24 protein-coding genes are annotated in these 26742 nt (G+C 55.5%); 6 read left to right on the top strand and 18 right to left on the bottom strand.

Annotation, left to right across the window (positions count from 1 at the left end):
• Positions 1–63: 63 nt before the first annotated feature.
• From J4650_RS08875 to J4650_RS08850, 6 genes are all read right to left on the bottom strand, one after another.
• Positions 64–927 (bottom strand): 4Fe-4S dicluster domain-containing protein, encoded by an 864-nt coding sequence (locus J4650_RS08875; protein WP_023994422.1) that lies wholly within the window; start codon positions 925–927, stop codon positions 64–66.
• Entirely contained in the window at positions 927–1736 is an 810-nt protein-coding gene (locus J4650_RS08870) for a dimethyl sulfoxide reductase anchor subunit family protein (protein WP_000544875.1), read from the bottom strand. Before J4650_RS08870 ends, J4650_RS08875 begins: the two co-directional genes overlap by 1 nt.
• A complete protein-coding gene (locus tag J4650_RS08865; protein ID WP_000077436.1) occupies positions 1729–2358 on the bottom strand; it encodes a DMSO/selenate family reductase complex B subunit in 630 nt (209 codons plus the stop codon). Before J4650_RS08865 ends, J4650_RS08870 begins: the two co-directional genes overlap by 8 nt.
• Positions 2355–4733 carry a DMSO/selenate family reductase complex A subunit gene (locus tag J4650_RS08860; protein WP_023993595.1) on the bottom strand — a complete coding sequence of 793 codons (2379 nt, stop codon included), beginning with the start codon at positions 4731–4733 and terminating at the stop codon, positions 2355–2357. The genes J4650_RS08865 and J4650_RS08860 overlap by 4 nt, the downstream gene beginning before the upstream one ends.
• 155 nt (positions 4734–4888) lie before the next feature.
• Positions 4889–7204, bottom strand: coding sequence for a peptidoglycan glycosyltransferase PbpC (gene pbpC, locus J4650_RS08855; protein ID WP_023993594.1), 2316 nt, complete (start codon positions 7202–7204; stop codon positions 4889–4891).
• On the bottom strand, positions 7205–12145 hold the full coding sequence (locus J4650_RS08850; RefSeq protein WP_023993593.1) for an alpha-2-macroglobulin: 4941 nt from the start codon (positions 12143–12145) through the stop codon (positions 7205–7207).
• Between the two features lie 208 nt (positions 12146–12353).
• Here J4650_RS08850 and sseA point away from each other — a divergent pair, with 208 nt between their 5' ends.
• Positions 12354–13196, top strand: coding sequence for a 3-mercaptopyruvate sulfurtransferase (gene sseA, locus J4650_RS08845; RefSeq protein WP_000205241.1), 843 nt, complete (start codon positions 12354–12356; stop codon positions 13194–13196).
• Here the strand turns inward: sseA and J4650_RS08840 are convergent.
• Positions 13176–13400: a hypothetical protein gene (locus J4650_RS08840; RefSeq protein ID WP_001535525.1), complete on the bottom strand. Its 225-nt coding sequence runs from the start codon at positions 13398–13400 to the stop codon at positions 13176–13178. The two genes, sseA and J4650_RS08840, sit on opposite strands and share 21 nt — an antisense overlap.
• Before the next feature lie 41 nt (positions 13401–13441).
• Here J4650_RS08840 and J4650_RS08835 point away from each other — a divergent pair, with 41 nt between their 5' ends.
• Positions 13442–14110: a DUF5066 family protein gene (locus J4650_RS08835; RefSeq protein WP_023993592.1), complete on the top strand. Its 669-nt coding sequence runs from the start codon at positions 13442–13444 to the stop codon at positions 14108–14110.
• 415 nt (positions 14111–14525) lie between these two features.
• On the top strand, positions 14526–14642 hold the full coding sequence (gene timP, locus J4650_RS22800) for a small toxic inner membrane protein TimP (RefSeq protein WP_242617172.1): 117 nt from the start codon (positions 14526–14528) through the stop codon (positions 14640–14642).
• Between the two features lie 36 nt (positions 14643–14678).
• Here timP and sseB read toward each other — a convergent pair whose 3' ends face one another.
• The 11 genes from sseB to trmJ all read right to left on the bottom strand — a co-directional run bounded on the left by sseB (position 14679) and on the right by trmJ (position 23571).
• Complete coding sequence (sseB, locus tag J4650_RS08830; protein ID WP_023993591.1) at positions 14679–15455, bottom strand: enhanced serine sensitivity protein SseB; 777 nt, start codon at positions 15453–15455, stop codon at positions 14679–14681.
• A 109-nt stretch (positions 15456–15564) separates the two neighbouring features.
• Positions 15565–16848, bottom strand: coding sequence for an aminopeptidase PepB (pepB, locus tag J4650_RS08825; protein ID WP_023993590.1), 1284 nt, complete (start codon positions 16846–16848; stop codon positions 15565–15567).
• Between the two features lie 53 nt (positions 16849–16901).
• Complete coding sequence (iscX, locus tag J4650_RS08820) at positions 16902–17102, bottom strand: Fe-S cluster assembly protein IscX (RefSeq protein ID WP_000523621.1); 201 nt, start codon at positions 17100–17102, stop codon at positions 16902–16904.
• 11 nt (positions 17103–17113) lie between these two features.
• Entirely contained in the window at positions 17114–17449 is a 336-nt protein-coding gene (gene fdx, locus J4650_RS08815) for an ISC system 2Fe-2S type ferredoxin (RefSeq protein ID WP_001124466.1), read from the bottom strand.
• 1 nt (position 17450) lies between these two features.
• Complete coding sequence (gene hscA, locus J4650_RS08810) at positions 17451–19301, bottom strand: Fe-S protein assembly chaperone HscA (RefSeq protein WP_001196653.1); 1851 nt, start codon at positions 19299–19301, stop codon at positions 17451–17453.
• Positions 19302–19313: 12 nt separating this feature from the next.
• Positions 19314–19829, bottom strand: a complete 516-nt coding sequence (hscB, locus tag J4650_RS08805) for a co-chaperone HscB (RefSeq protein WP_000384398.1) — start codon at positions 19827–19829, stop codon at positions 19314–19316.
• A 195-nt stretch (positions 19830–20024) separates the two neighbouring features.
• Positions 20025–20348 carry an iron-sulfur cluster assembly protein IscA gene (iscA, locus tag J4650_RS08800; protein ID WP_000028952.1) on the bottom strand — a complete coding sequence of 108 codons (324 nt, stop codon included), beginning with the start codon at positions 20346–20348 and terminating at the stop codon, positions 20025–20027.
• Positions 20349–20376: 28 nt separating this feature from the next.
• The gene (gene iscU / locus J4650_RS08795; protein ID WP_000331704.1) at positions 20377–20763 is read right to left on the bottom strand and encodes a Fe-S cluster assembly scaffold IscU; all 387 of its coding nucleotides are present in this window, start codon (positions 20761–20763) and stop codon (positions 20377–20379) included.
• Between the two features lie 27 nt (positions 20764–20790).
• On the bottom strand, positions 20791–22005 hold the full coding sequence (gene iscS, locus J4650_RS08790) for a cysteine desulfurase (RefSeq protein WP_000775263.1): 1215 nt from the start codon (positions 22003–22005) through the stop codon (positions 20791–20793).
• A gap of 180 nt (positions 22006–22185) precedes the next feature.
• Entirely contained in the window at positions 22186–22680 is a 495-nt protein-coding gene (gene iscR, locus J4650_RS08785; protein ID WP_001241346.1) for a Fe-S cluster assembly transcriptional regulator IscR, read from the bottom strand.
• A 159-nt stretch (positions 22681–22839) separates the two neighbouring features.
• The gene (gene trmJ / locus J4650_RS08780; RefSeq protein WP_000940032.1) at positions 22840–23571 is read right to left on the bottom strand and encodes a tRNA (cytosine(32)/uridine(32)-2'-O)-methyltransferase TrmJ; all 732 of its coding nucleotides are present in this window, start codon (positions 23569–23571) and stop codon (positions 22840–22842) included.
• 118 nt (positions 23572–23689) lie between these two features.
• Here trmJ and suhB point away from each other — a divergent pair, with 118 nt between their 5' ends.
• The 3 genes from suhB (at position 23690) to asrA (ending at position 26741) form a co-directional block, all read left to right on the top strand.
• Positions 23690–24493, top strand: a complete 804-nt coding sequence (gene suhB, locus J4650_RS08775) for an inositol-1-monophosphatase (protein ID WP_000553473.1) — start codon at positions 23690–23692, stop codon at positions 24491–24493.
• Between the two features lie 144 nt (positions 24494–24637).
• Positions 24638–25516, top strand: a complete 879-nt coding sequence (locus J4650_RS08770) for an alpha/beta hydrolase (protein ID WP_023993589.1) — start codon at positions 24638–24640, stop codon at positions 25514–25516.
• 181 nt (positions 25517–25697) lie between these two features.
• Positions 25698–26741 (top strand): anaerobic sulfite reductase subunit AsrA, encoded by a 1044-nt coding sequence (gene asrA / locus J4650_RS08765; protein WP_000985204.1) that lies wholly within the window; start codon positions 25698–25700, stop codon positions 26739–26741.
• The last annotated feature ends 1 nt before the right edge of the window (position 26742 follow it).

Here is a 26742-nt window from a genome sequence, read left to right as displayed (position 1 = left end):
CATCAATTGCCTATGGATGCAGGTAACATTTTTTTAAAATAAAATGAGCATTAGCAACAAAAGTTAAAGGCGCACAGCAAACTCAGGGGACTGACACAGCACGCAGTGCGTGTGTTCAGGCGTGAGAGCATGGAAAGTACGTTTGCAGCTTTCGCAGATGAGCGTATGCACCGCACTATGCCGCGTTGAGGCGGGTTCCACGTCAAACCGCAGCCGCAGCGCCTGATGCGGACATACCGCCGCACAGCCGCCGCATCCCGTACAACGCACCGCCGCTATCGTCAGGGTATTGTCGTCAAACTGGATAACGTTCTCCGGGCAGCTTCGCCAGCAGGCACCGCACATCCTGCACTCTTGCGGACTGATTTCGGGTACGCATTCGCTGAACGCGGAAAACGCCTGTCTGAGACGCCGTTTCCCCGGCTCGACGGCGCACGGAGTAATGGCGTCGCGCGGAACATGAAACAGAGTGCGCCGCGAGGCGTTAATCTCCGCGCCGACAACGTGTTTGAAAGACCAGCCCGGCTCGCCGTAGCGGCGCAGCGCTAAATTTAGCCCCGCCAGCGCCATCAGCCACTGCGCCGATCGCTCCACCGCAATATCAATAAAGCGAATACCATACTGGCTGTGCCAGAGAAGCAGTTCATCGACCGTTGGCGCCTGTAGCGAAAACGGCCCCACCAACGTATCCCCCTGCACAAAGCGTTTAACCGATTTGATACCGGTAATGGCGTCAACAGGACAGACAAACAGACAGTCGCCACAGGCTATGCAGCGCGTCGTATCTATGCTGACCTGCCCCTGCGCCAGTGAAAACGCCTGCGCCGGACAAACATCGGCGCAAGCGCGGCAGGAAGAAAAACGAAAGCGACGACGGACGCAGGCCTGCGTCACGTCTACCGCCGGATCGATCGTCAGGTTAACCATCAGCCAATACTAAAGAAGACGTAGCGCAGCATAATCTCGCCGATAAGCAGCAATACGCTGCCCGCCACCAGCGTCCCTCTGGCGTTTCGCAGACCGCCTGCGGCAAAGCAGAGCATTCCCGCCGCTGAGACACACCAGCCGAGAAGATAGACGTCGCGCAACTGCGCCAGCGCCTGTAGCGGATGATGCGGGAAAGTGACGACCGTCGTATCCACCGCATTAATATCCGCCAGCCATAGCGGCTGCATGATCAGGCGAATCAGCACCATCAGTGCGACCACCACCACAGCGCAGCGCATTGCGGCGCCAGCGTTGCGCAGATAAGCCAGCGCAATGACTACCGAGCCGATAATGCCTGACGTGCCAAAGAACAGCGCCAGCGTGTTGCTATGCTGCCAGGTCGCCACCGAGGCATGGATATAAACCTGCGCCATGCAGAATACATCCACCAGCCCGAACGCTGCCGCCAGCGCCAGCAGCGGCTGCCAGCCTGGCTTTCGGAAAAACAGCAGCACAACCCCTAGCCCCAGCGCCGCCAGATAAAGGCTGGCAAAGACGATTTCGCGACTCAGCCACGAACTGGCGACATGACGTAACGCATTTAGCGCATTCAGGGGATAGCCCATGTGTAGCGCTGAAGCAAGCAGCCCTACGCAGGCCAGTACAAACGCCCCCGCCATCGCGGGAAGCGCGCCGTGTGCAGGCACCCGTCCCTCTACGGCGTACTGGCGGCCCAACGCCAGCCACAGAGTCACACCCACAGACCCTTGCAAACAGAGCGTAAAAATCAGCAGCGGTAACTCATGCATGGCGTTTACCCTCTTTTTCTGCGCCCTGATGCGCTTTGACAACCAGATTAGGTTTGGTTATTGATGAATCTGGCAGCCCGTTAACGTCGCATACGCTACCGTACTTCGCGCGCAGTTCATCAATCGGGCCAAACTTGATGGCCTCCAGCGGACAGGTCGCGACACAGACGGGCGGTTCACCTTTCGCCAGTAAATCAACGCACATGTCGCACTTGGACATTTGGCCGGTCTGCTCGTTAAGCTGCGGCGCGCCGTAAGGGCAGGACCAGGCGCAATAGCCACAGCCGACGCATTTGTCGGTATCAACACGCACGATGCCGTCGCCCGGGCGTTTATGCATAGCGGTAGTCGGGCAATTTTTGGTGCAGACAGGGTCCGCACAGTGGTTGCAGGAAATGGAAAGCGTATAAGCAAATACGTTATTGCTGACCCCGCCCTGCCCGGTCGGGATGAAACTTCCGCCCTTGACTTCATAGACGCGGCGGAAACGACGGCCTACTTCCAGATTGTTTTTGTCTTTGCAGGCCACCTGGCAGGCTTTACAACCGGAGCAGCGTGAGGAGTCGATGAAAAATCCCAGTTGTTTATCGCTCACCGGCGGGTAATGTGTAAACTGACTCATGCTTTAGCCACCTCCACCAGCATGGTTTGATGTGAATTTCCCTTCGCCAGCGCGGTAATACGGGCCGAGCTGAGGACGTTCGCACAGCCGCCTTTATCAATACCGTTCTCATCCGGCTGCCACCAGGCGCCGGCCTGCATCGCGACAACGCCAGGAATAATACGCGGCGTCACTTCCGCCGGGATTTCGCAAATCCCGCGTGAGTTATGAATGCGCACCATGTCGCCATGCGTAATGCCGCGCTTTTGCGCATCCTGCGGGTTGATCCACAATGTCTGCTGCTGCACTTCAATCAGCCACGGGTTAGCGTATTGCGTTGAGTTGGCGCGGTTTTTTCCTTTCCACGTAATTAACTGGAGCGGAAAATCTTTCGCCAGCGCATCCTCCGGGCCTTCATGCGCGGGAACGTAGTGCGATAACGCCGGGATTTCCGGATGCTGCATGTCGTACAGGCGCTTCGAGAAGATCTCTATTTTCCCTGACGGCGTCGGGAACGGATGATTTTCCGGATCGCGAATATTGTCTTCAAAGGCGATAAATGGCGCGCTTTTGAACAGATGCTGACGGGTCTTTTGCAGCGTGGCGAAATCCGGCAGATTTTCGTCCGGCATCGCCAGGCGCGTCTGTTCCCAGATGTGTTCAATCCACGCTTTCTCATCGCGCCCCTGGCTAAATTCATTCTCAATGCCTAATTTCGCCGCCACCTCACGTAGCCAGTCGTAGTCGGAGCGACGCTCAAATTCAGGCTCGATCAGTTTTTCAGAGAGTATCAGGTAGCTTGCCGTGCCCCAGGTTTCACCGATGTTCCAGCGTTCCATAAAGCTGGTTTCCGGCAGCAGTAGATCAGCGTATTTCGCGCTCGGCGTCATAAACAGATCGCTGGCGACAATAAACTGGATCTTTGATTCATCCTCCAGTACGCGTACCGCCTGGTGCAGATCGGGGTTCTGATTCGCCAGATAGTTCCCGGCCAGCGAGAACAGAATACGGATGTTACTGTCCAGCTTATCGGCATCTTTCAGCCCCATATCCGGCGTCACTTTGCTGGCGTCGTCTGCGGCCTGCACCCAGTTCATCACCGAAATTTTGGCTTTTACCGGGTTATCCGGCATCTCCGGACCCGCGGCAAATTTACGGTTAGCGCAGCCGCCGTAACCCGCAGCCCAACCGCCTTTGATGCCGACATTACCGGTAATGGTCGCCAGTAGAGTCGAGCCGCGCGCGGTGCGCTCGCCGCAGTTGTGGCGCTGTGGTCCCCACCCCTGAATCAACGCGGCGGGTTTGGTATTCGCGTAATCACGCGCTAACTGGCGTATGGTTTGCGCCGGCACATGGGTGATCTTTTCCGCCCACTCGGGGGACTTAACGACACCGTCTTTGGCGCCGGTCAGATACGCCACCAGCGATTCGTTAGCCGGTACGCCTTCCGGCATTGAGTCTTCGTCAAAACCGATAGCGTAGCGCGCAATAAATGCGCGATCGTGCAGATTCTCGCTGATGATGACGTACATCATCGCGTCCATCAGCGCATTGTCGGTGGTGGGCAGTAGCGGGATCCACTGATCCGCCAGCGACGAAACGGTGTCGGAATAGCGCGGATCGACCACGATAAACCGCGTACCGTTCTGCTTCATCTTCTGCAAGAAATAGTTGGTATGACCAAAAATGGTCTCCGTCGGGTTATGGCCCCACAGAATCACCAGTTTGGTCTCCAAAAGCGTATCCAGCGAACTGCCGCTGGCGGCAATGCCGTAAGTATAAGGCGTCGCGGCCGCCGTGTTGCCCATACTCACAGAATGGTAGCTTTCGAGATAGCCGCCGGTCAGATTCAGCAGGCGACGCGCCATTTTATCGCCGGAAAAGGTGCCGCCGGAAACGGCGGTACCAACATGAACATAACGCGAAGCCGGGCCATATTTTTCAGTAATCGATTTTAAATTATCGGCGATTAAGGTTGTCGCTTCATCCCAGGAAATTCGCTCGAACTTTCCTTCACCGCGTTTTCCTACGCGCTTCATGGGATATTTAAGTCTGTCAGGATGATAAACAAATTTACGGTATGCGCGTCCACGAACACAGGCACGCATCACCGGCATTTGCGCATCCAGCGCATTATCCGGTCGCGTTGAAATTCGCGTCACGATACCGTCACTAACATGCGCCCGAATATCGCATTTGCCCCCGCAGTCAAAAGTGCTGCATGTCTGAACGACTTTTTCCGCAGGACTGTTTTCAGTTGCTGTCACAGCGCGCGCCTGAGCGGTAGCTGGCGAGGAGACAAAGGGTAACGCAATAAGCGCGGAGCTGGCCTGGATAAAGTGGCGGCGAGAAATAGCGGGCTGTTCGCCATTTCCCTGGCTTTTTATATTTTTCATGATCCGACTCGTCAAATAAAAACCCATTCTCACGTTTTTAAGTGTTAGATCTCTTGATATTTATCAAGCTCCCTCATTAAGGGTAATTTCGGAAAAATTAATAATTCTCATTAACTTTAAATTAAATGAAATTCATAATTTATTCTGAAGAGTTGTTAACGTATTAATTCAAAATTAACCGCTGCAACCTGACCGGACTCATCCATTACGACAAGTTGATAACGTCCAGCGATATTGAGTAATAAAGAAAGGCGATTATTTTCGCCATTAACAGGTTCACCATTTAAAAACCACCAGCGACGCCCTTTGCCGCCGGTAGTCGAGACGGGCAGCGTAACGTTTTCCTGGCCTGGCAATTGCCTGATCACCGCGCCATCCCTCACTCCTGACAGCATTAACGGCGCGGCATCACTGCCCTTTAGCGGCGGACAGTGGTCGGACGCCGCGGGCAAGCGGGCGCTACGTCTTTCCGCAGGCGGCAGCCACGGCTCCAGCGGCCGCGGCCAGACGATAAACGTATGCGCACGCGCCTGCGGACAGTCGGCAGCGACACGCCGCCCCGTATCATCCAGCCAGACCGGGAAACGAATACCGTTGATGTCTTCCTGCTCAGGTAACAGCAGCGTGGGCGGCTGGCTGTCATCGAGCAGCCATGTCGCCAGTCGGCGGCGACAGTTGCTGTCTCCGGCAGGGAGAGTCTGTCCGCCCGGCCAGCAAATGACGCCGCGGCTTACCGCCTGCGGACGCGGATCTTCCGGCAGGCGTCCCGTATGCGCCAGTAACAGATTATTGACCTGATTAAGCAATGGCACCGCGCTGGCAAAACCAAATTGCCCCACCACAGGCGTGCCGTCGGGTCTGCCTGTCCAGATGCCGATGATATAGCGCGCGTTAACGCCAATAGCCCACGCATCGCGATAGCCGTAGCTGGTGCCAGTTTTCCACGCCAACGGCACAATGCGCGGCAGCGCGTTATCCGGCAAGGGTTGCGCTTCATCCGCCATAATCCGTCGAATGATCCACGCCGCTCCCGGCGACATTAATGGTCTTTCCGACAGCGGATCGTCCGGCTGTAACCGTAGTTTCGCCGCTTTCCCATGACGAGCGAACGCGCTGTATGCCGCCGCCATCTCGTCAAGCCGCGCGCCCGCGCCGCCCAGAATCAGCGAAAGATTGGGCGCCGCGCCAGCAGGCAAATATAGCGGCAGGCCGACGTTACGCAGTTTTGCCGCAAATCGTTTCGGCCCATAGGCTTCAAGCACCTGAACGGCAGGCAGATTCAGCGAGCGTACCAGCGCGTCGCTCATGCTGACCGGGCCGTGAAATCCGCTGTCGAAGTTTCCCGGGCGGTAATCTCCGGTGCGGCGCGGAACGTCCTGTAATAATGATGCGGGATGGATCAAGCCGTCATCCAGCGCCAGACCATACACAAAGGGTTTGAGTACCGATCCCGGCGATCGGATCGCCGTTACCATGTCGACATGACCAAAACGGCTGTCGTCATTAAGGTCTACCGATCCTACCCAGCCGCGCACGCTCATATCGGTATGATCGACGACGATCATCGCCAACGAACTGCGTGCAGGTAGCCGCCCTTTCCATGCCCGCGCCAGATCTTCCAGTTGCCGCTGCAATCCGGCGTCCAGCGTGGTCACAATTTTGTCGTTCTGGCTTTTACTCAACATCATTCGGGCAAAAAGCGGCGCCAGTTGCGGCATTTGACGCGGCGCCAGCCAGACCGGTTCTTCACGCGACTCGCGTACCGTTTCGGCAGGCCAGACGCCCTGCGCCGCCATCCGATCCAGCACTTTATTTCGTGCCGCTTCGGCTCTCGCAGGCCAGCGGTCGGGGCGTAACCGGCTCGGCGCCTGCGGCAATACGGCCAGCAGCGCCGCGTCAGCGTAGCTCAGGCGCGCGGGCGGCTTGCCGAAGTAGGCCCAGCTTGCAGCGCCAATACCCTGTAGCGTGCCGCCGAACGGCGCGCGGTTCAGGTACAGCGTCAGGATATCGCGCTTGGACAAATGCCATTCAAGCTGGAGGGCGCGCCAAAGCTGGCGGATTTTACCGCCGAACGTGCGCGAATGCGGGTCCAGCAGTCTCGCCACCTGCATAGTCAGCGTACTGCCGCCGGAAATAACGCGCCCGGCGGTAAGATTCTGCCATGCCGCGCGCGCGACGGAGAAAGGGTTAACGCCAGGGTGCCGCCAGAACCAGCGATCTTCGTAATTGATTAAGGCCTCCAGGTAGCGGGGAGAGACCTCTTCAATCGTCACCGGATAACGCCAGATCCCCCCGGCGTCGGCAAAGCGCCACAGCGGCGTACCGTCATGGGCTACCACGACCCGCGCAGGATGGACCTCATTGAGCGGCAGCGGCCAGAGTTTATCCGCCGCCCATAACGCCAGGAAAATAAAAAGCGGCGCGCCCGCCAGCCACAGCCAGCGGCCACGTTTACCACGCCAACCGTTCATTTAAGGCGTCACAATCAGCAGCCCCTCGCTCGCGCCGGTTGCCCGCCACTGAGGCGCGTACATCGATTCCACCTGCGGTTGCGCAAGCTGGTACGTCCCCGGCGTTACCGCGCGCGCCAGGTAGACCAGCGTCACGGGCTGGCCCTCATTGACAACGACGGCAGCCACAAACCGATCGTCGCGGAATTCCATATACTGAATATCCGCCTGCTGCATCTGATTAAGCAGATTTTGCACTTCGCTACCGCTCTCCGGCAGGCTGGCGCTGCTGTCAGCCAGATTCTGGTTTTCCAGCTCCAGCCCGGCCGGGAGCAGGTCCACCACCAGCGCATCCGGCACATTGCGATCGGCCACTACCGTTAACCAGACCAGCACCAGTTCGCCGCTACGCAACGAGGAAAGCGATTTGCGCTGACCATCGGTCCCCAGTATTTGTCGTTCAATCTGCAAAACGTTGCTGGCAGGCTCAGGCGCAGATGAGGGATAGCCGCTGCTATCCAGACGCAGCCATAGCGGCTGGCTACCGGTGTTCGTCACCTCAAGGGCGGCTAGCTGGTCAGCATCCAGATTACGGGTCAGCGCCTTGTCGCCCGACAGCGGCTGCGCCTCTAACGAGGTCTGCGCCTGCCAGGCGCCCGCACTGGCCTGTCGCGAATGCGCGGCGAGGAACAAGGCATTGTTCTCCTGGGTAGAGAGCCAGCGCTGACCGAAGGCCTGCTCAGAAAGCGAGCTTAATAGCGCGTTTTGCGCGTCCGGTCTGAGGTTGTTCTCTTCCAGTAACGACAACATCAGAGCGTTATCGCGCAGAGAACTGCCGTAATCCGCTATCCATTGCCGTTCGTCCTGACGCGGCGTATTCAGAGCCAGCGTAATGGCCTCTTCGCCGCGTCTGGCATCACCCATCGTGTTTAACGCGATGCCCAATTGCATCAGCGGCAGTCCTGAAGCCGCCTGACTACGGCGCTCCCAGATTTCGCGCAGCGCGCCGAGCGGCGCTTTCTGCTGACGCGCCAGTACCAGCGCGGCGTAAGCCTGAGCGGCAAAAGTACTGGCCTGGGTATTATCGCTATAACGAATCAGCATCAGCATCGTGCCGGGATCCTGCAGATAGCGCAGCAGTCGCTCATTGCCCCGGTTAATGGCCTCCGGCGGGACGCTATATCCCTGCTCGCCCGCGCGAATGAGGAAATCCATCGCGTAGGCCGTTAGCCAGGGCTCTTCCGCCCCATTTTCATCCCATAGCGCAAAACCGCCGTTATCACGCTGCATCTGTAGTATGCGGGAGATGCCGATATCCACCGCGGCGCGCCGTTTTTCATCGCTATCGCCGGTAATACCGAGCGACTGCAATTGAGCGGCATTAGTATACAGCGCCGGGAATAACCCGCTGGCGGTTTGTTCCAGGCACCCGTACGGATATGCTTTCAGCTCGCGAATGTAGCGCGCCAGATTGAGCGGCGGTTTTCCGCTTAATAGCAGTTGTCCCTGTAACGTGGCTGGCGAGACGTTTGCCAGATGCTGCTCTGGTACATGCCAGCTCTCTCCCGGCGCCAGCGCAATGCCGCTATTTACCGTTTGGGCAGGCCAGGCCGGACGCACGCCGATTTGCCACTGCTTATGCTGCGCGCCGAGGGTTTCTCCCGGCAGATTCAGACCGCTAATGGTCGCCTGGATTTCGCCTTCGCCAAAACCTTCCAGCGCGCGTACCGGAACGAATAAGGTGGTGCGCACGCCCGGCGCCAGGTTGACCGGTTGCGGCTGTTGACTAAGCAGTTCCAGTAACCCACTGGCGGCGAGCGCAATATTCAGCGTCTGCGGGCGGTCGGTCAGATTGGTGACGTCCAGCACCAGTCGCGAAACATCCCCTCCCGCCAGAAAACGCGGCATATTCAGCTCGGCAATCACTGGCGCGGCGACAACGACTTTGCTTTCGCCGCGACCAAAATCGTCCGCTGTCCATGCCTGCGCCATAACCCGCAGTTCGCCGTTAAAGTCGCCAATCGGCAGCGTTACGACCCCTTCGCCCTGCTCATTGAGCGTGATCGGCTGCGCCTGCTGCGCGATGATATTGACATGGTTTACCGGCGGTTTTCCGCCGCGCTTAAGGTCGTCGCCATCGCCGCCAAAACGCAACGCCGCCAGCCGCCCCTGCCCTTCAATGACCTGGCCGTAAATATCGTAGATATCCGCACCGTAGCGTTTTTGACCGAAGAACGCCTGCCACGGGTCCGGCGTCGCGTAATCGGTGATATTCAATACGCCGCTATCGACCGCGGAGACCAGCACGTTGATCTGTTTTGGCATTTCGCCGTGTTTAACGCTGGCTTTCACCCTGACGGTGAGCGGCTGATTCGGGCGCATTTTAGCCGGGCTTTCCAGCGCCAGATCGAGGCGGCGGTTTTCATCCCCCAGCGGTAGGTGTAGTAACCCCACGGCGCGTTTTGGCGTCGCGGAACGAGATTTATCGCCGGGACGCACCACCAGCGTACTGAGATAGAGATCGTGGCGATTCCAGGTTTTATCCACCGGAATCGTGAGCTCCAGACCTTGTGCCGGCACATCGATCGCCTGCCACCACAGCGGACCGTCGCTGGACTCCACCATGGCATAACCTTTACCGGCGACCGGCGCGGCGATATGCAATTTCATGGTGTCGCCTGGACGATAATTCGCTTTATCCAGTTTGAGGGTGACGCGATCCGGACGCGCCGCGCCGCTACCGTCGCTGTTATCCTGCCAGCTATAGCCGGCCCAGAAACGAACGCTGCTGACCGTCTCATTCGGCGCTTTGACCTCCAGACGGTACGCGCCCCATTCCACCGGGAAGCTGACTTTTCCGGTTTCATCCGCGTTCAGATCCAGCGTCTGCTCGCCCTCCACCAGATCTTTTTGATCAAACTGCGACTGCCAGCCTTCGCTTTCCGACCAGTTCCAGTAATAGTCGCGACGCTCGCGGATGAGCCGCACCTGTAAACCAGACACCGCTTTTTTCTCGCCCTGCGCGTTGGCGTAAACAATATCGAATGCGGCGTTGCTGTCTTCGTCGACAATCGGTTGATTAACGGTGGTATCCGTACGGTAGTCGTATACCGCTTTGGCGGCGAACTGTGGACGAATTCCCGGTAACGTATCGGCAGGCCAAATCGCCTGCTCTACGCGACGAGTGACCGGACGACCGCCAGACTCCAGCAGGCTGGCCTGTAGAATTACCTGCAGCGGCGAATGCGCTTCTTGCCACTGGCTGGCAGCACTCACTTCACCACGTCCGCCTTTATCCAACGTCAGTTGAACTTCGTCCAGGCTGCGCGAAAGATTCTCTTCAGCAATATTGCCGAACTGGAAGCCAGGCAAGGCCGCGACAGCGTCGCGCAGCGGACGCAGGAAAAGTTGCCCTTGCAGGGTATTGCCGTTAGCAGGCGCGCCATACAAGTAATAGCCGACAACGGAGAATTTCACCTCATCCGCAGGCGCCAGCGGTGTTTTTTGCGCCGTCAGGTTGAGCGCCATCCGCTCCGGCATAAAGTCTTCCACGTGGAAATCCCAACTCCGCAGCAAATTATCGCCGGTGTTGGCGCGGACATGCCACAAGCCGGTCGGCGCGTTGATATCCAGCGGATAATTCAAACGGTATAGCCCGTTTTCCGGCTGGCTGACGATGGTACGCATCACCTGTCCGTCTGGTTTTACCACTTCCAGCTTAACGGGTTGATCGGGCAGCGTTTTACCGTCGCTATCGCGCAGTAATCCGTTGAGGATAACCGTTTCGCCCGGTCGGTAGAGATCGCGCGGGCCGAACATAAAGAACTGCTTGCTGTAGCCGGGCGCGCCAGCGACATTAAATTCCGACAGATCCAGAGCCGGAAGCGTGAGATCGAGCAGCGTGGTCTGCTCCTCTTTACGCGCCAGTAATAGCGCCGCCGCTTTATCAGCTTCCAGTTGCACATGTCCCTGCGCGTCGCTCGTCGCCTGCGCCAGCGTCTGACCTTTATCATTCAGAAGAACGATCTCAATTCCCGACTGCGCCGCGCCGTTTTCCAGGCTTTGCGTAAAGATATCCAGCCGATTATGGTAACGGTGCGCGGACACGCCGATATCGCTAAGGGTAAACAACGTAGCGGCATTACTATAGTTGTAGTGTCCAGCCTGATTCATTACCGCCACATATACGCCCGCCTGTTGCAGCGGCTTAATATCGCTTAATGGCAGCAGCAGTTTCTCACGCGTATTGCGCGCCGGATTAAGATCAAAACGACCGGTATAAACCAGATCCGCCATTTTCAGCAGATGGTCGGACTCCCAGTTAGAGGGAGAACTACGGTACTCCCACTGGCTGACAAATGACGCCAGCGATCCGGGCTTAACGCGGAAAAAGTTCACATCAACGTGGTTGACGTTAAGCGCCATGACCGGCAGTCCTTCCGCGATTTTCCCCGGTAGCAGCGATCCCCGGCTGGCAAAGCCGACGCTGGGCTGGACATCACGCGTGGTAATCGTTTTTTCATAAGACTTGCCGAAGGTGGCGTTATTCAGCGCCTTAACGGCGGGATCAACCGTGACCACCAGCACGCGCTCAGGTTCCAGATGACGTAACCTTAGCTCTTTTAAATTTGGCGCCAGCTCCCATGCGCCGTCAACGCTGCCGCTTTTCTTATCAACCACGTGAACCACACGGGAGAAATCCTGTTCAGGATCTAAAGGAATTGAAAACGTCAGCACCAGCGTCGCCGCGCCGTCGAGCTGCGCTTCGGAGGCGTCTAATAGCGTGAGCGCTTTGCCCTGGCTTTGCTGCGCCAGCTTTTGTAGCTGTGCCGGGTCTTGCGCGGGCGAGGGCTGCGCTACGGCTGGCGCTTCGCTTTTAGTCGTCGGGGCGGTTTTATCGTTGTTATCGCATCCCGCCAGCGCCAGCATGATCATGCAGGCCACCACGCGTAAATGTTTCATCTTTCATCCCTGGCCTTAACGGCCTGTCAGCAACGGTTGATGAGATATTATGCGCGAGAAATTTTATTGTGTAAGTCCGTATTACTGTGATGATACGAAAATTTTACGCAGAAATGTGGTTTCGCCAGCCAAAACAGCCTCTTCTACTTGTCCCTTTTCGGGAAACGTCCGACAATTTGATCATAATCAGGTAACAATGGAGATGCCCATGACCACCGCCTTTTTTGTCGCCGCCGACTGGCTTGCCGAACATATTGATGATCCGGAAATACAGATTCTTGACGCCCGTATGGCGCCGCCAGGACAGGAACATCGTGATATGGCGGGCGAATATCGCGCCGGACATATTCCCGGCGCGCTGTTTTTTGATATTGAAGCGCTTTCCGATCGCGCATCGCCGTTGCCGCATATGATGCCGCGCCCGGAAGCGTTTGCGGTGGCCATGCGTGAACTGGGTGTTCGTCAGGATAAACACCTGGTCATATACGATGAAGGCAATCTGTTTTCCGCTCCGCGGGCATGGTGGATGCTGCGCACGTTCGGTGCCGAGAAAGTGTCCATTCTGGCGGGCGGACTGGCGGGCTGGCAGCGCGACGAATGGCTATTGCGCGAAGGCGAGGAAGCGCATGAAGGAGGCGAGTTTGAGGCGAAATTCGCGCCGCAAGCCGTGGTGCGTCTCACCGACGTATTGCTGGCAAGTCATGAAAAAACCGCGCAAATCGTTGACGCGCGTCCGGCGGCGCGTTTTAACGCTCAGGCTGATGAACCGCGTCCGGGACTGAGGCGCGGACACATTCCTGGCGCGCTAAACGTCCCGTGGACGGAACTGGTGTATGAGGGCGAATTAAAGACCACTGACGAACTGAATGAGGTTTTTTTCAGCCACGGCGTGAGTTTCGACAGACCGATTATCGCCAGCTGCGGTTCCGGCGTGACGGCCGCGGTCGTGGTGCTGGCGCTCGCCACGCTGGATGTGCCTGACGTCACGCTTTACGACGGCGCGTGGAGCGAATGGGGCGCGCGTACCGATTTACCGGTTGAACCCGCTTAATATCCGCCATGCCGGATGGCGCTCACGCTTATCCGGCCTACCGTTCAGGCTGATGTAAAACGATCTACAGACATTGTTTTTATTCAGCTGTTTTCCGCTGTCCTGCAAACGGGCATTATTTTCTCTTAATAAAATCCTATTTTTTATCGGTAAATACTTTACGCCGGGTATAAGGAGTATCATCACCGCTGTTTTGGTTTTCACCGGAAAATAACTCCTGTAAATATAATTTTTAAGGATGGAAAATGGATATTTCACTCGCTAATTTAATTGAGTTGGTTAAAAAGATTAACCGTAATAAGGTACCTACTCCTATGTCTGCCGAGGAAATAAGTCGTCTGCGAGTGCGTAAGTATCGCGATCCGCAAAATACGGAAACCACTGAGTTACCTGAAAGCCTGAAGGCGCTACTGGCCTACGACCGCGATCTACTTAGCAATTATAATATGCCTGTGATTGAAACATTACAAAGATCTATTGATAAAGAGGGAGTAATACATTCTTACTCTCCTGATGAAGAGGCGTATTACGGCGCTGGCATGGATAGCTCAGGTATTGATATTGAAGATCTGATGCCTGTCTGGAGTAACGATCCCCGTCTTCCGGCATTAATTCGTATCGATCATGTCGGCGATCAGGCCATTTTTATCTATATCACAGAACGGGATGCCAACGGCGAATACCCTATTGCCCGCATGGAACGTAATGAGTTCTGGCTGGCGGAGTCTTCCTTGGTGGAATATCTCTATAATATTATTTCGGGCGCTAAAGACATTGGCTTTACCGAAGAGGATTTACATCTTTCGCAATGGAAGGCACAGCAAAAAATGAATGAAAAACGCGATGCCGCTTTACTTGACCTGGAGGATTATCATGAGGCGTTTTGGGCAAAACTGGACGCGCTCGTCGATTAATCGACATGATGTCGGGTGGCGCTCACGCTTATCCGGCCTACCGTTCAGGCTGATTTAAAACGAATCTACATAAATTCGGTTTAAGCAGGCCACAAAAAAACCGCTCAATTGAGCGGTTTTTTTGTGCTGGTCCGGTTCGCGGCCTTTCCAGCAGGCTTTGTTGCCATAGCAACGCAGGCACACCGTAGGGGATTAATACTCCCTTTTAAGGGAGCAAATGTCAATATAATTTATCAGGAAACTATTCAACATTTGAGGTATTATCTTTCCCGGCCCTTTCCGCCGTCTCGCAAACGGGCGCTGGCTTCAGGAGAGGATAACCCATGGCCGTAAGCGCAGGCACACCGTAGTGCCTGCTATCACGGCATTATCGCCAGCGGTGCTGCCGTGATGCGGTCTTCGCAAGAACCGCAACATGAAGGTACGATGCTTTTGTGTCGTGCTTCTTGTTTCTGGCACGTTGTGTCTTCACGCAGACAGAAGCTACCCAGGTAATTCTGTTCCCGTAACGCTCAACGTCCAGAGCAGGTAAGCCAGGAGGCCGCCCTGTTGGGCGGCTTTCTTTTCTTCAGATGATGCGGTTCTGTTTAAAATCGCGCAGGAACCCGCCCCAGCGGCGCTCGTAGAACGGCGCGATATGCTCGGTGATAAAGTGGCTGATACCCTGCTCGCCCTTCCTCACCTGACAAATATCGATCGGTTCGTCACCCGGTAACGTGTCGGTCGCCACATTGCCCGCTGCGTGAATGATCTCTTCAATCTCGCCGTCAGCCTCAATGCCAATCAGCAGATTGGGCTGGGCGTCCGCATGTTCTTTAATCGCGCAGAGAAACGCGCGTTTCACCGATTTGATGGTTTTAAACAGCGTAGTGAGGGAATCAATCATCTGCGACGGCGGCTCGGCCACTTCGGATAAAATAAGCGACTCGCCGCCTTCCAGCACTTCCTGCGTACTTAACGGACTGCCTTCCTCAGCGAGAAGCAGGCTGATTTCACGCGGCATAAACTCTTTGCCGGTCGGCAATTTAGCGTTGAGGAATAGCGTTTCGCCAAGCGTCATTTCAAACAGCGTGCGCGCCGGCATCACCACAAATGCCTGTTCGTCTTCCACGGCCTGCTGCAGCGCCTCCAGAGAAGTAAAGAAGGGAATGACGGTCGTGCCGTCTTCTTTTTCCCAGTGCTGCAAATCCAGAGCGCTGTCTTCCACTATCGCCTCGCCTTCGGCAGCGCTGCCCGGCACCCAGACGGTGGACTCCAGTAAGGTACGGAAAAATGCCGGACGATGCGCGGGCTCAGTCGCCGCTTTCTCCAGCAAGATTTCTAATTCATTTTTAGTTTCGGACATAGGAATCACAAATTATGTATATGGGTTGTAGGCCTGATAAGACGCACGGCGTCGCCATCAGGCAAAATGCCGGGTGGCGCTTCGCTTACCCGGCCTACAAAAACACCGTTCAGGCGGTCAGCAAATTCGCGATGGTGCGCACACCCAGACCGGTTGCCCCGGCAGCCCACTGCTCAACCGGCGCTTTGCGATAAGTGGCGGAACAGTCAATGTGCAGCCAGCCTTCGCGGTAATTTTCAACAAAGTGCGACAGAAAACCCGCGGCAGTGCTTGCCCCGGCGGGATACGCCGCGCTGCCGGTGTTGTTCAGTTCCGCAAAGTTAGACGGCAGCTGGTTACGGTGGAACTCCGCCAGCGGCAGACGCCAGAACGGTTCATTCTCTTGCGCCGCGCTGGTCAGCAAGCGCCCCACCAGCGTATCGTCAAAACTGAATAGCGCATGATAGTCGTTACCCAGCGCCGTTTTCGCCGCGCCGGTTAACGTCGCCATATCAATGATTAGCTGTGGGTGTTGCGCGCTGGCGTCAATCAGACCATCTGCCAGCACCAGTCGCCCTTCCGCATCGGTATTCATGACTTCGACATTCTTACCATTACGGTAGCGAATAATATCGCCCAGTTTAAACGCATTGCCGCTGATCAGATTATCGGCGCAGCACAGGAACAGTTTTACGCGTTTATTCAACCCACGGGTAATGGCGAACGCCAGCGCGCCCGTTACTGTCGCCGCGCCGCCCATATCGGATTTCATTGAGTCCATAAAAGCGCTTTGTTTGATACTGTAGCCGCCGGAGTCAAAGGTGATACCTTTACCGACCAGGCAGGCATAAACCGGCGCATCTTTGTCTCCCGTCGGGTTGTAATCCAGCGCCAGCAGCACCGGCGGACGCTCAGAACCACGGCCTACGGTATGCAACCCCATATAGTTCTGCTCGCGCAGATCTTCGCCTTTGGTGATACGGTAAGTGACGCTATCGCACGCGACGCTGCACAGCAGATCCACTGCGCGCTGCGCCAGTTGCTCCGGCCCAAGCTCTTCCGCCGGAGCATTAATGGTGTCACGCACCCAGTCAATAATGGTCAGGCGGTTATCCAGTTCCTGACGTTGGGCATCGTCTAAATCCGGCCACATTACGGTACGGACGCCTTTTGGTCCTTTGTAACCCGCCCAGAATGCCCAACAACGCTCGATATCCCATCCTTCGCCTGTCAGCGCGACCTGTTTTATTCCCAGGCCGTCGATTTTACGCGCCGCACGCTGGATCAATCCCAGATCGTCTTTACCGTTAAGATGCAAGGTAATACCGTCGTTATTAATACTGTAAGTGGCTTTATCGCCCCAGCGCGCATCGGCAGGCTGCGTGGAAAGCGTAATTTTCATGGCTTCTGTCATTGTTATTTTCCTTATTAGCAAACGGGCCGCCGTAGGGCAGCCCGTTATTTGACTTACTCTGCTTCATCCAACCAGACTAGCAGAATCGCCTCCAGAATTTTTTCATTGGATGCGTTAGGGTCGTCGTCAAAATCGTCCAGTTCGCAGATCCACTGATGCAGATCGGTGAAACGAACGGTTTTAGGATCGACATCAGGATATGCGTCGTATAACGCTTCGCCGATCTCACGGCTATCGGTCCACTTGAGTCCCATACTACCCTCTGTTAATGCTCACGCGCATGGTTGATTGTGTAACGTGGAATTTCGATAACCAGATCGTCGTCGGTAACGCGGGCCTGGCAGCTCAGTCGACTTTCCGGCTCCAGCCCCCACGCTTTATCCAGCATATCGTCTTCTTCTTCCGAACTTTCCGGCAAGGAGTCGAAGCCTTCACGTACAATACAGTGACAGGTGGTGCAGGCGCACGATTTCTCACAGGCGTGTTCAATCTCGATGCCGTTGCGCAGCGCAACGTCAAGAATGGTTTCACCGGTCTCAGCTTCCAGAACTGCGCCATCCGGACAAAGATCCTGATGAGGCAGAATAACAATCTTCGGCATGTTAAACCTCGTCTACGGAATGGCCTTTCAACGCGCGACGAACCGACTGGTCCATGCGGCGAGCGGCAAATTCCTGGGTTTGTTTATCTACGTTTTTAATGGCTTGTTCTATGGCGTCAACATCATCGCCTTGTGCGACCGCGCTTAAATGTGCGGCGGCATCATCAATGCATTGACGTTCTGCGGCGCTTAACAGCGCGGCGTCGGCAGTTAGCGCGCCGGTCAAACTTTCCAGCACGCGCGCGGCTTCGACTTTTTGCTCCGCCAGCATACGCGCTTTCACGTCCTGCTCGGCAAAACTCATGGAATCCTTGATCATCGAGGCGATTTCGCCATCGGTCAGGCCATAGGAAGGTTTGACCTGAATGGAGGCCTCGACGCCGGTGGATTTTTCCATTGCGGTGACGCTCAACAGGCCATCAGCGTCTACCTGGAAGGTCACGCGAATATGCGCCCCGCCCGCCGGCAGCGGCGGAATCCCGCGCAGCGCAAAGCGCGCCAGCGAGCGGCAGTCCTGCACCAGTTCGCGTTCGCCCTGCATCACATGGATAGACATCGCGGTCTGGCCGTCTTTGAAGGTGGTGAAATCCTGCGCGCGCGCCACCGGGATAGTGGTGTTGCGCGGAATGACTTTTTCCACCAGGCCGCCCATCGTTTCCAGCCCAAGAGAGAGTGGAATCACGTCCAACAGCAGCATTTCGCTGTCCGGCTTGTTGCCGACCAGAATATCGGCCTGAATCGCTGCGCCAATAGCGACCACTTTATCCGGGTCGATAGCGGTTAACGGCGTGCGGCCAAAAAATTCGCCCACCCGCTCACGCACCAGCGGTACACGGGTCGAACCGCCGACCATGACCACTTCCAGAACATCCTGGGGCTCAACGCCGGCATCTTTCAATGCGCGACGGCAGGCCAATAGCGTGCGCTTAACCAGCGCGGAAATGAGATCGTTAAACTGCTCGCGAGTGATCTCCCCCTGCCAGCCCGCAACATTAACGCGAACGGTATCGGCATCGCTTAAGGCGATTTTCGCCGCAATCGCGGCATCCAGCAGTTCGCGCTGAACGCGATTGTCGCTACGATCGGCAATTCCCGCCTGCTCGCGAATATAGTCCGCCAGCAGATGGTCAAAGTCGTCGCCCCCGAGCGCAGAATCACCGCCCGTCGCCAGCACTTCAAACACCCCGCGGCTCAGGCGTAAAATAGAGATATCGAAGGTACCGCCGCCGAGATCGTAAACAGCAATAACGCCTTCTTTGCCTGAGTCCAGACCGTAGGCAATCGCCGCCGCCGTCGGTTCGTTGAGCAGGCGCAGTACATGCAGGCCTGCCAGCCGCGCGGCGTCTTTCGTCCCCTGACGTTGGGCATCATCGAAATAGGCGGGAACGGTAATCACCACGCCATCCAGCTCGCCGGAGAGCGATTCGCTAGCCCGCGCGGCCAGCGCTTTGAGAATATCAGCCGATACGCGTACCGGATTGAGCAATCCAGCCGCCGTGTCAATCATCGGCAGCCCATTAACGCTTGCCTTAAACCGGTAAGGCAGATGCGGATAGCGCGCCTGGATATCCGCCAGCGAGCGTCCCATCATGCGTTTCACAGAGCTGATAGTGTTGGCCGTATCCTGCGCGGCATTGTCACGCGCAGCGTAACCGACCGTATGGCCCTGCTGCTGATAGTGAACCACTGAAGGCAACAGGTGGCGCCCTTCGTGGTCAGGCAGAGTTTCCGCCTGGCCGCTGCGAACCGTCGCAACCAGAGAGTTGGTAGTGCCTAAGTCGATGCCCGCCGCCAGACGACGCTGATGCGGCGCGGCGCTCAGACCAGGCTCACTAATTTGTAATAAGGCCATGTTAGATTCCAGTTAAAAATCGAGCAGCTTTTCTTCGAGTTGTTCTGCGCTGCTTCGCAGTTTATCGAGAAACCGCAGTTTGCGCACCGTATCCGCCGCCGCGTCCCACGCGGCGTTGTCCAACTGTTCCACCATTTGCTGAAGACGAGCATCAAACATCTTTTGTACGCGTTTGATGAAGCTTTCCAGCCGCACGTCGTCTTTTGATTGTTCGATATCGTCCAGCTCTTCGCGAAGCGTGAGTTGTTCCATCAGAAACGCGGTGTCGCGTACCGTATGTTGCTCGCTGGCCAGATCGAACCCGTGTAAGGAAAGCAGATACTCCGCGCGCGTCAAAGGGTGACGCAGCGTTTGCCAGGCCTGGTTGATCGTGGCGGATTGCTGAACGGCGGCAAGCTGCTGCGCCTGAGTGCCGTTGGCAAATTTGTCAGGGTGATACTGGCGTTGCAGATCCTGAAAACGAAGGCTCAGCGCCTGGGTGTCAATCTGATAACGGGCTGGTAAGCCAAAGAGGGTGAAGTAATCCATAACATTCTCAGGGATAGCCTGTCAGAACAAACCCCACACGCAGGCGACCACGGTGGGGTTATACCTTCTTACTTCGCGCCGCAGATGCGTTGTCTGCGCGGGTTCCCCCAGTCATTTACTCAAGTAAGCGCCTGGGGATTCACTCGCTTGCCGCTTTTCTACAGCACGAATGCTCGGTATAACAGCGGAACACGGTTACACGTGGAAGCTTTCGCCGCAACCACACTCATCTTTCACATTCGGGTTGGAGAATTTAAACCCTTCGTTCAGACCTTCTTTTACGAAGTCCAGCTGTGTACCGTCCAGAAATTGCAGGCTCTTGCCGTCAACCACTACCTTAACGCCTTTGTCTTCAAACACGGTGTCTTCCGCCGTTGGCTCGTCAACAAATTCCAGTACATAAGCCATACCTGAGCAGCCGGAGGTTCTCACGCCCAGACGCAGACCAAACCCTTTACCACGGTTGGCCAGGAAGGTATTAACTCGCGCTGCTGCACTGTCGCTAAGTGTAATCGACATAACAAAACCTCAATGTTAACGTTCTATTTTATTTCGCTTCGCGTTTGCTTTTGTAATCCGCAATAGCGGCTTTAATCGCGTCTTCCGCCAGAATAGAGCAGTGAATTTTCACCGGCGGCAGCTCCAGTTCGTCTGCAATGTCGGTGTTTTTAATCGCCTGCGCTTCGTCCAGGGATTTTCCTTTCACCCACTCCGTTACCAGAGAACTGGAGGCGATAGCGGAACCGCAGCCGTAAGTCTTGAAGCGCGCGTCTTCAATGATACCTTCATCGTTAACTTTAATCTGCAACTTCATGACGTCGCCGCAGGCCGGAGCGCCAACCATGCCGCTTCCCACGTTATCGTCGTTGTTGTCAAACGACCCTACATTACGCGGGTTCTCATAGTGATCGATTACTTTTTCGCTGTAAGCCATTATAAATTCTCCTGATTCCGATACCGATTAATGATGTGCCCATTCGATGCTGTTCAGATCCACACCCTGCTTGTACATTTCCCACAGTGGAGAAAGGTCACGCAGACGGCCAATGGATTTACGAACCAGATCAATGGTGTAGTCGATCTCTTCTTCAGTGGTAAAACGACCTAAAGAGAAACGGATAGAGCTATGCGCCAGCTCGTCATTCATGCCCAACGCGCGCAGCACGTAGGACGGTTCCAGACTGGCGGAGGTGCAGGCGGAACCGGAAGAGACCGCCAGGTCTTTCAGCGCCATGATCAGCGACTCGCCTTCAACGTAGTTAAAGCTCACGTTGAGAATGTTTGGCGCGCCCTGCTCAAGGTCGCCGTTCAGGTAAACTTCTTCAATATCTTTGATGCCGTTCCACAGACGGTTACGCAGACCGCGCAGACGGGCCATTTCGGTCTCCATCTCTTCTTTCGCGATACGGTAAGCTTCGCCCATGCCGACGATCTGGTGGACAGGCAGAGTACCAGAGCGCATACCGCGTTCGTGCCCGCCGCCATGCATCTGCGCTTCAATGCGAATACGCGGCTTACGACGCACATACAGCGCGCCAATGCCTTTCGGGCCATAAATTTTATGACCGGAGAAGGACATCAGATCCACTTTCAGTTGGCTCAGGTCGATAGGCAGTTTGCCCACGCTCTGGGTGGCGTCAACGTGGTAGATGATACCGCGCGCGCGGCACATTTCGCCGATGGTCGCGATATCCTGCACCACGCCGATTTCGTTGTTCACGTGCATGATGGAAACCAGAATGGTGTCGTCACGCATCGCTGCTTCGAGCTCGTTGAGATCGATGATGCCGTTGCGCTGCGGCGCCAGGTAGGTCACTTCAAACCCTTCGCGCTCAAGCTGACGGCAGGTGTCCAGCACCGCTTTGTGCTCGGTCTTGCTGGTGATGATGTGCTTGCCTTTTTTCTGATAAAAGTTGGCAGCGCCTTTAATCGCCAGGTTATCGGACTCCGTCGCCCCTGAGGTAAAGACGATTTCACGCGGGTCGGCGCCGACCAGTTCAGCAATCTGGTTGCGGGCGATATCGACGGCTTCTTCAGCCTGCCAGCCGAAACGGTGTGAACGAGACGCCGGGTTCCCAAAGGTTCCGTCCAGGGTCAGAAACTGCATCATTTTCTCGGCAACACGCGGGTCCACCGGCGTGGTTGCGGAGTAGTCGAGATAAATCGGTAATTTCATTGCTCTTAAACTCCGTACATCACTCAATGCAAGGAATCAGGCAACCGGCTGGATGTACGACCGTGTTGACGGGACGTCCGCGTCCCGGCCTGATTCTGAATTCTTTTTTACGCTTCATCCTTCAGACGACCGCGGCATTCACCGCATGAGGCCGCCAGAAGAGATGGCGTAATATTTTAATTAAGCGCGTAATTTAACGTCGATAGCGTCCTGCGCACGACCGCTGGCGCGCGGCGCGTCATGCGTGTGCTGGCGACCAGACACATCCAGAACTTCCTGGTTATTCACCAGCTCGCCTAAGGTAATATTGTTGAGAAAACCGGTCAGGCGATCGCTTAAATCACGCCACAGCGCATGGGTCAGGCATTTATCGCCGCCCTGGCAGCCGCCTTTGCCCTGGCAACGGGTCGCGTCAACGGATTCATCAACCGCGCTGATCACTTCGCCGACCGCGATACTGCCAGCATCTTTACCCAGCAGATAACCGCCGCCCGGCCCGCGTACGCTGGAAACCAGACCGTTTTTACGTAAACGGGAAAATAGCTGTTCCAGATAAGAAAGGGAAATCCCCTGACGTTCAGAAATATCAGCCAACGGTACCGGGCCCGCTTCGGAGTTGAGCGCAACGTCTAACATTGCGGTCACGGCATAACGCCCTTTAGATGTCAGTCTCATGTCTTACTTAACCTCAAACTCGCCCCTGCCCGGGGTTTTTTATTGTAAAATGGGGGTATTGCATAGCAGGGACAAGTCTGACATTCCCGAGTAATTTGGTCAACTATTTACTTGAGTAAATTAGTCAGGTATTTAGCGTTCCGTGCGGCATTAACGCGGTTACTTGCCTTTATTCTGCTGCTCAATAGACGCCAGAATCCCACGCAGAATATTCAACTCCTGGCTTTCCGGGCGGGCGCGGGTAAACAGACGGCGCAATTTATTCATCACCTGCCCCGGATGGTTTTCGCGAATAAAGCCAGTGGAGAGCAACGTCTGCTCCAGATGGCCGTAGAAACGTTCAAGATCGTCCACCAGCGGATACGGCGTCTCTTCATGATCTGCCGCGTCGCCGTTTTCCTGCGTCGCCAGCCAGGCCATGCGGACTTCATACGCGATGACCTGTACCGCCATCGCCAGATTCAACGAGCTGTACTCCGGGTTAGCGGCAATCGCGACGTGATAATGGCATTTTTGCAACTCATCGTTAGTCAGCCCGACACGCTCACGACCAAAAACCAGCGCAACCGGCGTATTTGCCGCTTCCGCCACGCTTTTTAAGCCGCACTCGCGCGGATCAAGCATCGGCCACGGCAGAGTGCGGGAGCGGGCGCTGGTGCCGACCACCAGGCTACAGCCAGCCAACGCTTCGTCCAGCGTATCGACGATCTGCGCATTACCGATCACATCGCTGGCGCCTGCCGCCAGGGCGATGGCCTGGGAGTCCGGTTTCACCAACGGGTTTACCAGCCACAGGTTAGTTAAGCCCATGGTTTTCATAGCGCGAGCCACAGAGCCCATATTGCCGGTGTGGGAGGTTTCCACCAGCACAATTCGAATGTTTTGCAGCATTGTCTTTCTTCAGCTAAAGATTATTCTGACATCTTACCATAAAACCAAGACAGATTCCGATCTCGCTGCTATACTCTGCGCCGTTTTCCCGTTCTTTAACATCCAGTGAGAGAGACCGATGCATCCGATGCTGACCATCGCCGTGCGCGCAGCGCGCAAGGCGGGTAATGTAATTGCCAAAAACTATGAAACTCCGGACGCTGTAGAAGCGAGCCAAAAAGGCAGTAACGATTTTGTGACCAATGTAGATAAGGCCGCTGAAGCGGTAATTATCGACACCATTCGCAAATCTTACCCGCAACACACTATTATCACCGAAGAAAGCGGTGAGCACGTTGGCACAGATCAGGATGTTCAATGGGTTATCGATCCGCTGGATGGCACCACCAACTTCATCAAACGTCTGCCACACTTCTCCGTTTCCATTGCCGTACGCATTAAAGGCCGTACTGAAGTGGCTGTCGTTTACGATCCGATGCGTAACGAACTGTTCACCGCCACCCGCGGTCAGGGCGCACAGCTCAACGGCTATCGTCTGCGCGGCAGTACCGCTCGCGATCTGGACGGCACTATTCTCGCTACCGGCTTCCCGTTCAAAGCCAAACAATACGCGACCACCTACATTAATATTATCGGCAAGCTGTTCACCGAATGCGCCGATTTCCGCCGCACCGGTTCCGCCGCGCTGGATCTGGCTTATGTGGCTGCAGGTCGTGTCGATGGTTTCTTTGAAATTGGCCTTCGTCCGTGGGATTTCGCCGCAGGCGAACTGCTGGTTCGTGAAGCGGGCGGTATCGTCAGCGATTTCACCGGCGGCCATAACTACATGATGACCGGTAATATCGTGGCGGGGAATCCGCGCGTCGTTAAAGCCATGCTGGCGAATATGCGCGACGAACTGAGCGATGCGCTGAAGCGCTAAGTCTCTTCGGCGGATGGGGCCACTCATCCGCCGTGCCTTTTCAGGCGTTTTTCCTAAACACAGCCTCATCGCTTTACTTGCCTGCATGTTTTTGTACGATCGCTCCCTGCTCCGCTATTGGCATAAAGCGGCAAGGAAGCGAACATGACCCTTCAACATACCCGACGCATCGTCAAATCCCTTTTTATTCTGTTTATCATTGTGGTCTGTATTTATCTGCTACCCCGCGTAGCGATCAATGCCTTTTATTACCCGGACAATAAAGTCTATGGGCCAACCCCTGCCGAAGCTGAATCCATTACCTTTACCGCCAAAGATGGCACGCATCTGCACGGCTGGTTTATTCCCACTGCTTTCGGCAGGCCGGAAAACGCCGTCGCGACGGTGATTCATGTCCATGGCAACGCCGGAAATATGTCGGCGCACTGGCCGTTAGTCAGTTGGCTGCCAGAACGCAACGTAAACCTGTTTATGTTTGATTACCGTGGTTTTGGCGAATCTGAGGGTACCCCATCACAAGAGGGGCTACTGGACGATACGAAAAGCGCGATAGATTATGTGCGGCATCGCGCCGACGTTAACCCCGAGCGCCTGGTACTGCTGGGACAGAGCCTGGGCGGCAATAATGTACTGGCCGCCGTAGGCCACTGCGTAGGCTGCGCAAATATGCGCTACGCCGACCAGGCGGGCATACGTGCGATTATCCTCGACTCAACGTTTTTATCCTATTCCTCCATCGCCAACCAGATGATCCCGGGCTGCGGCTATTTGCTTGATGACCGCTATAGCGCGGATCGCAATATTGCCAGCGTCAGCCCCATTCCGGTATTGATTCTTCATGGCACGGCAGACCATGTTATTCCCTGGCAGGACAGTGAGAAATTGTATGCCCTCGCCCGGGAGCCCAAACAAAAAATCTTCATTCCTGACGGCGATCACATTGATGCTTTTTCCGGACGTTATGCAAACCTTTACCGTGATGCAATGATTAAATTTATTCAGACCGCGCTATCCGCTAAATAGCGCGACGCTGTATATATGCATATTTTATGATTAAGAATATATTTATTATACCGATAGTAAAAACCATTTTTTCCCGTTAGCGAAGGCGGTGGATTAGCGCTAGCGTAACAGTAATATTCAACTGATTTTTATAACAATTTATTTTCATTTGTTTTTCCTGAATATTACTGTGGAGTATGTGATGGCTATCAAAATTACGCCTGACGAGTTTAGTTTGCTTATCCAGCGATTAAACAAAAAATGGCGCGTGTTTGCCCCGTCCGCAGAGTTTCGCGGCGGGCGTTTTTCCGACACTGACAACATTATTTATCAACGGATTAGCGGCTGGCGCGATCTCATCTGGCACGAGAAATCGCACATGTCGCCGAATACCATTATCGCCCCTATCACCGAAACGCTCTTTTATTTCGATAAAGACACCATTCAAATTGCCGAGACAGACACCTCCCCGATAATCATCTTTGCCCGCGCCTGCGACATTAACGCCATGTCGCGGCTGGATTATATGTATTTATCAAATGGGAATAATTCCGATTACAGTTATCAACTGCTACGGGAGCATATTCGTTTCGTCCTTATTGAGTGTGAAGAAAGCTTCGAAAATTGTTTCTGCGTCTCAATGGGTACCAATAAAACTGACTGTTATAGCGCCGCCATGCGTTTTAGCGATGAGGGCGCGCTTGTCAGCATCCGCGATCCCTTTATCGAGGCGGCGATACAAGGGCTGGGGCAGGAGGCTGACTATACCCCCTCTTTCGTCAGCGAAAACCGGGAAACCGTCGTCACGCCGGACAGCGTTTGCCACGATCCGCAAAAAATTCGCGACATTCTCACCCACCATCCGCTATGGGACGCCTACGACAGCCGCTGCATCAGTTGTGGCCGCTGCACTACCGGGTGCCCAACCTGTACCTGCTATAGCGTCTTTGACGTCGCCTATGATGAAAATCCGCAGCGCGGCGAACGCCGTCGCCAGTGGGCAAGCTGCATGGTGCCGGGCTTTAGCGACATGGCCGGCGGTCATGGTTTTCGCGAAAAACCCGGCGAGCGTCTGCGCTACCGCGCCCTGCATAAGGTCAATGACTACAAAGCGCGCAACGGCATTGAACATATGTGCGTCGGCTGCGGCCGCTGCGACGATCGCTGCCCGCAATACATCAAATTTTCTTTGATTATCAATAAAATGACCGCTGCCGTTCGGCAGGCACTGGCAGAGGAGGCATAAC

Origin of the sequence: Salmonella sp. 32120201201600049SM (genome assembly GCF_017572835.1) — a bacterium.
GTDB lineage: Bacteria > Pseudomonadota > Gammaproteobacteria > Enterobacterales > Enterobacteriaceae > Salmonella > Salmonella enterica.
The sequence above is the reverse complement of the archived record's forward strand: the minus strand, read 5'-3'. Positions and strand labels throughout refer to the sequence as shown.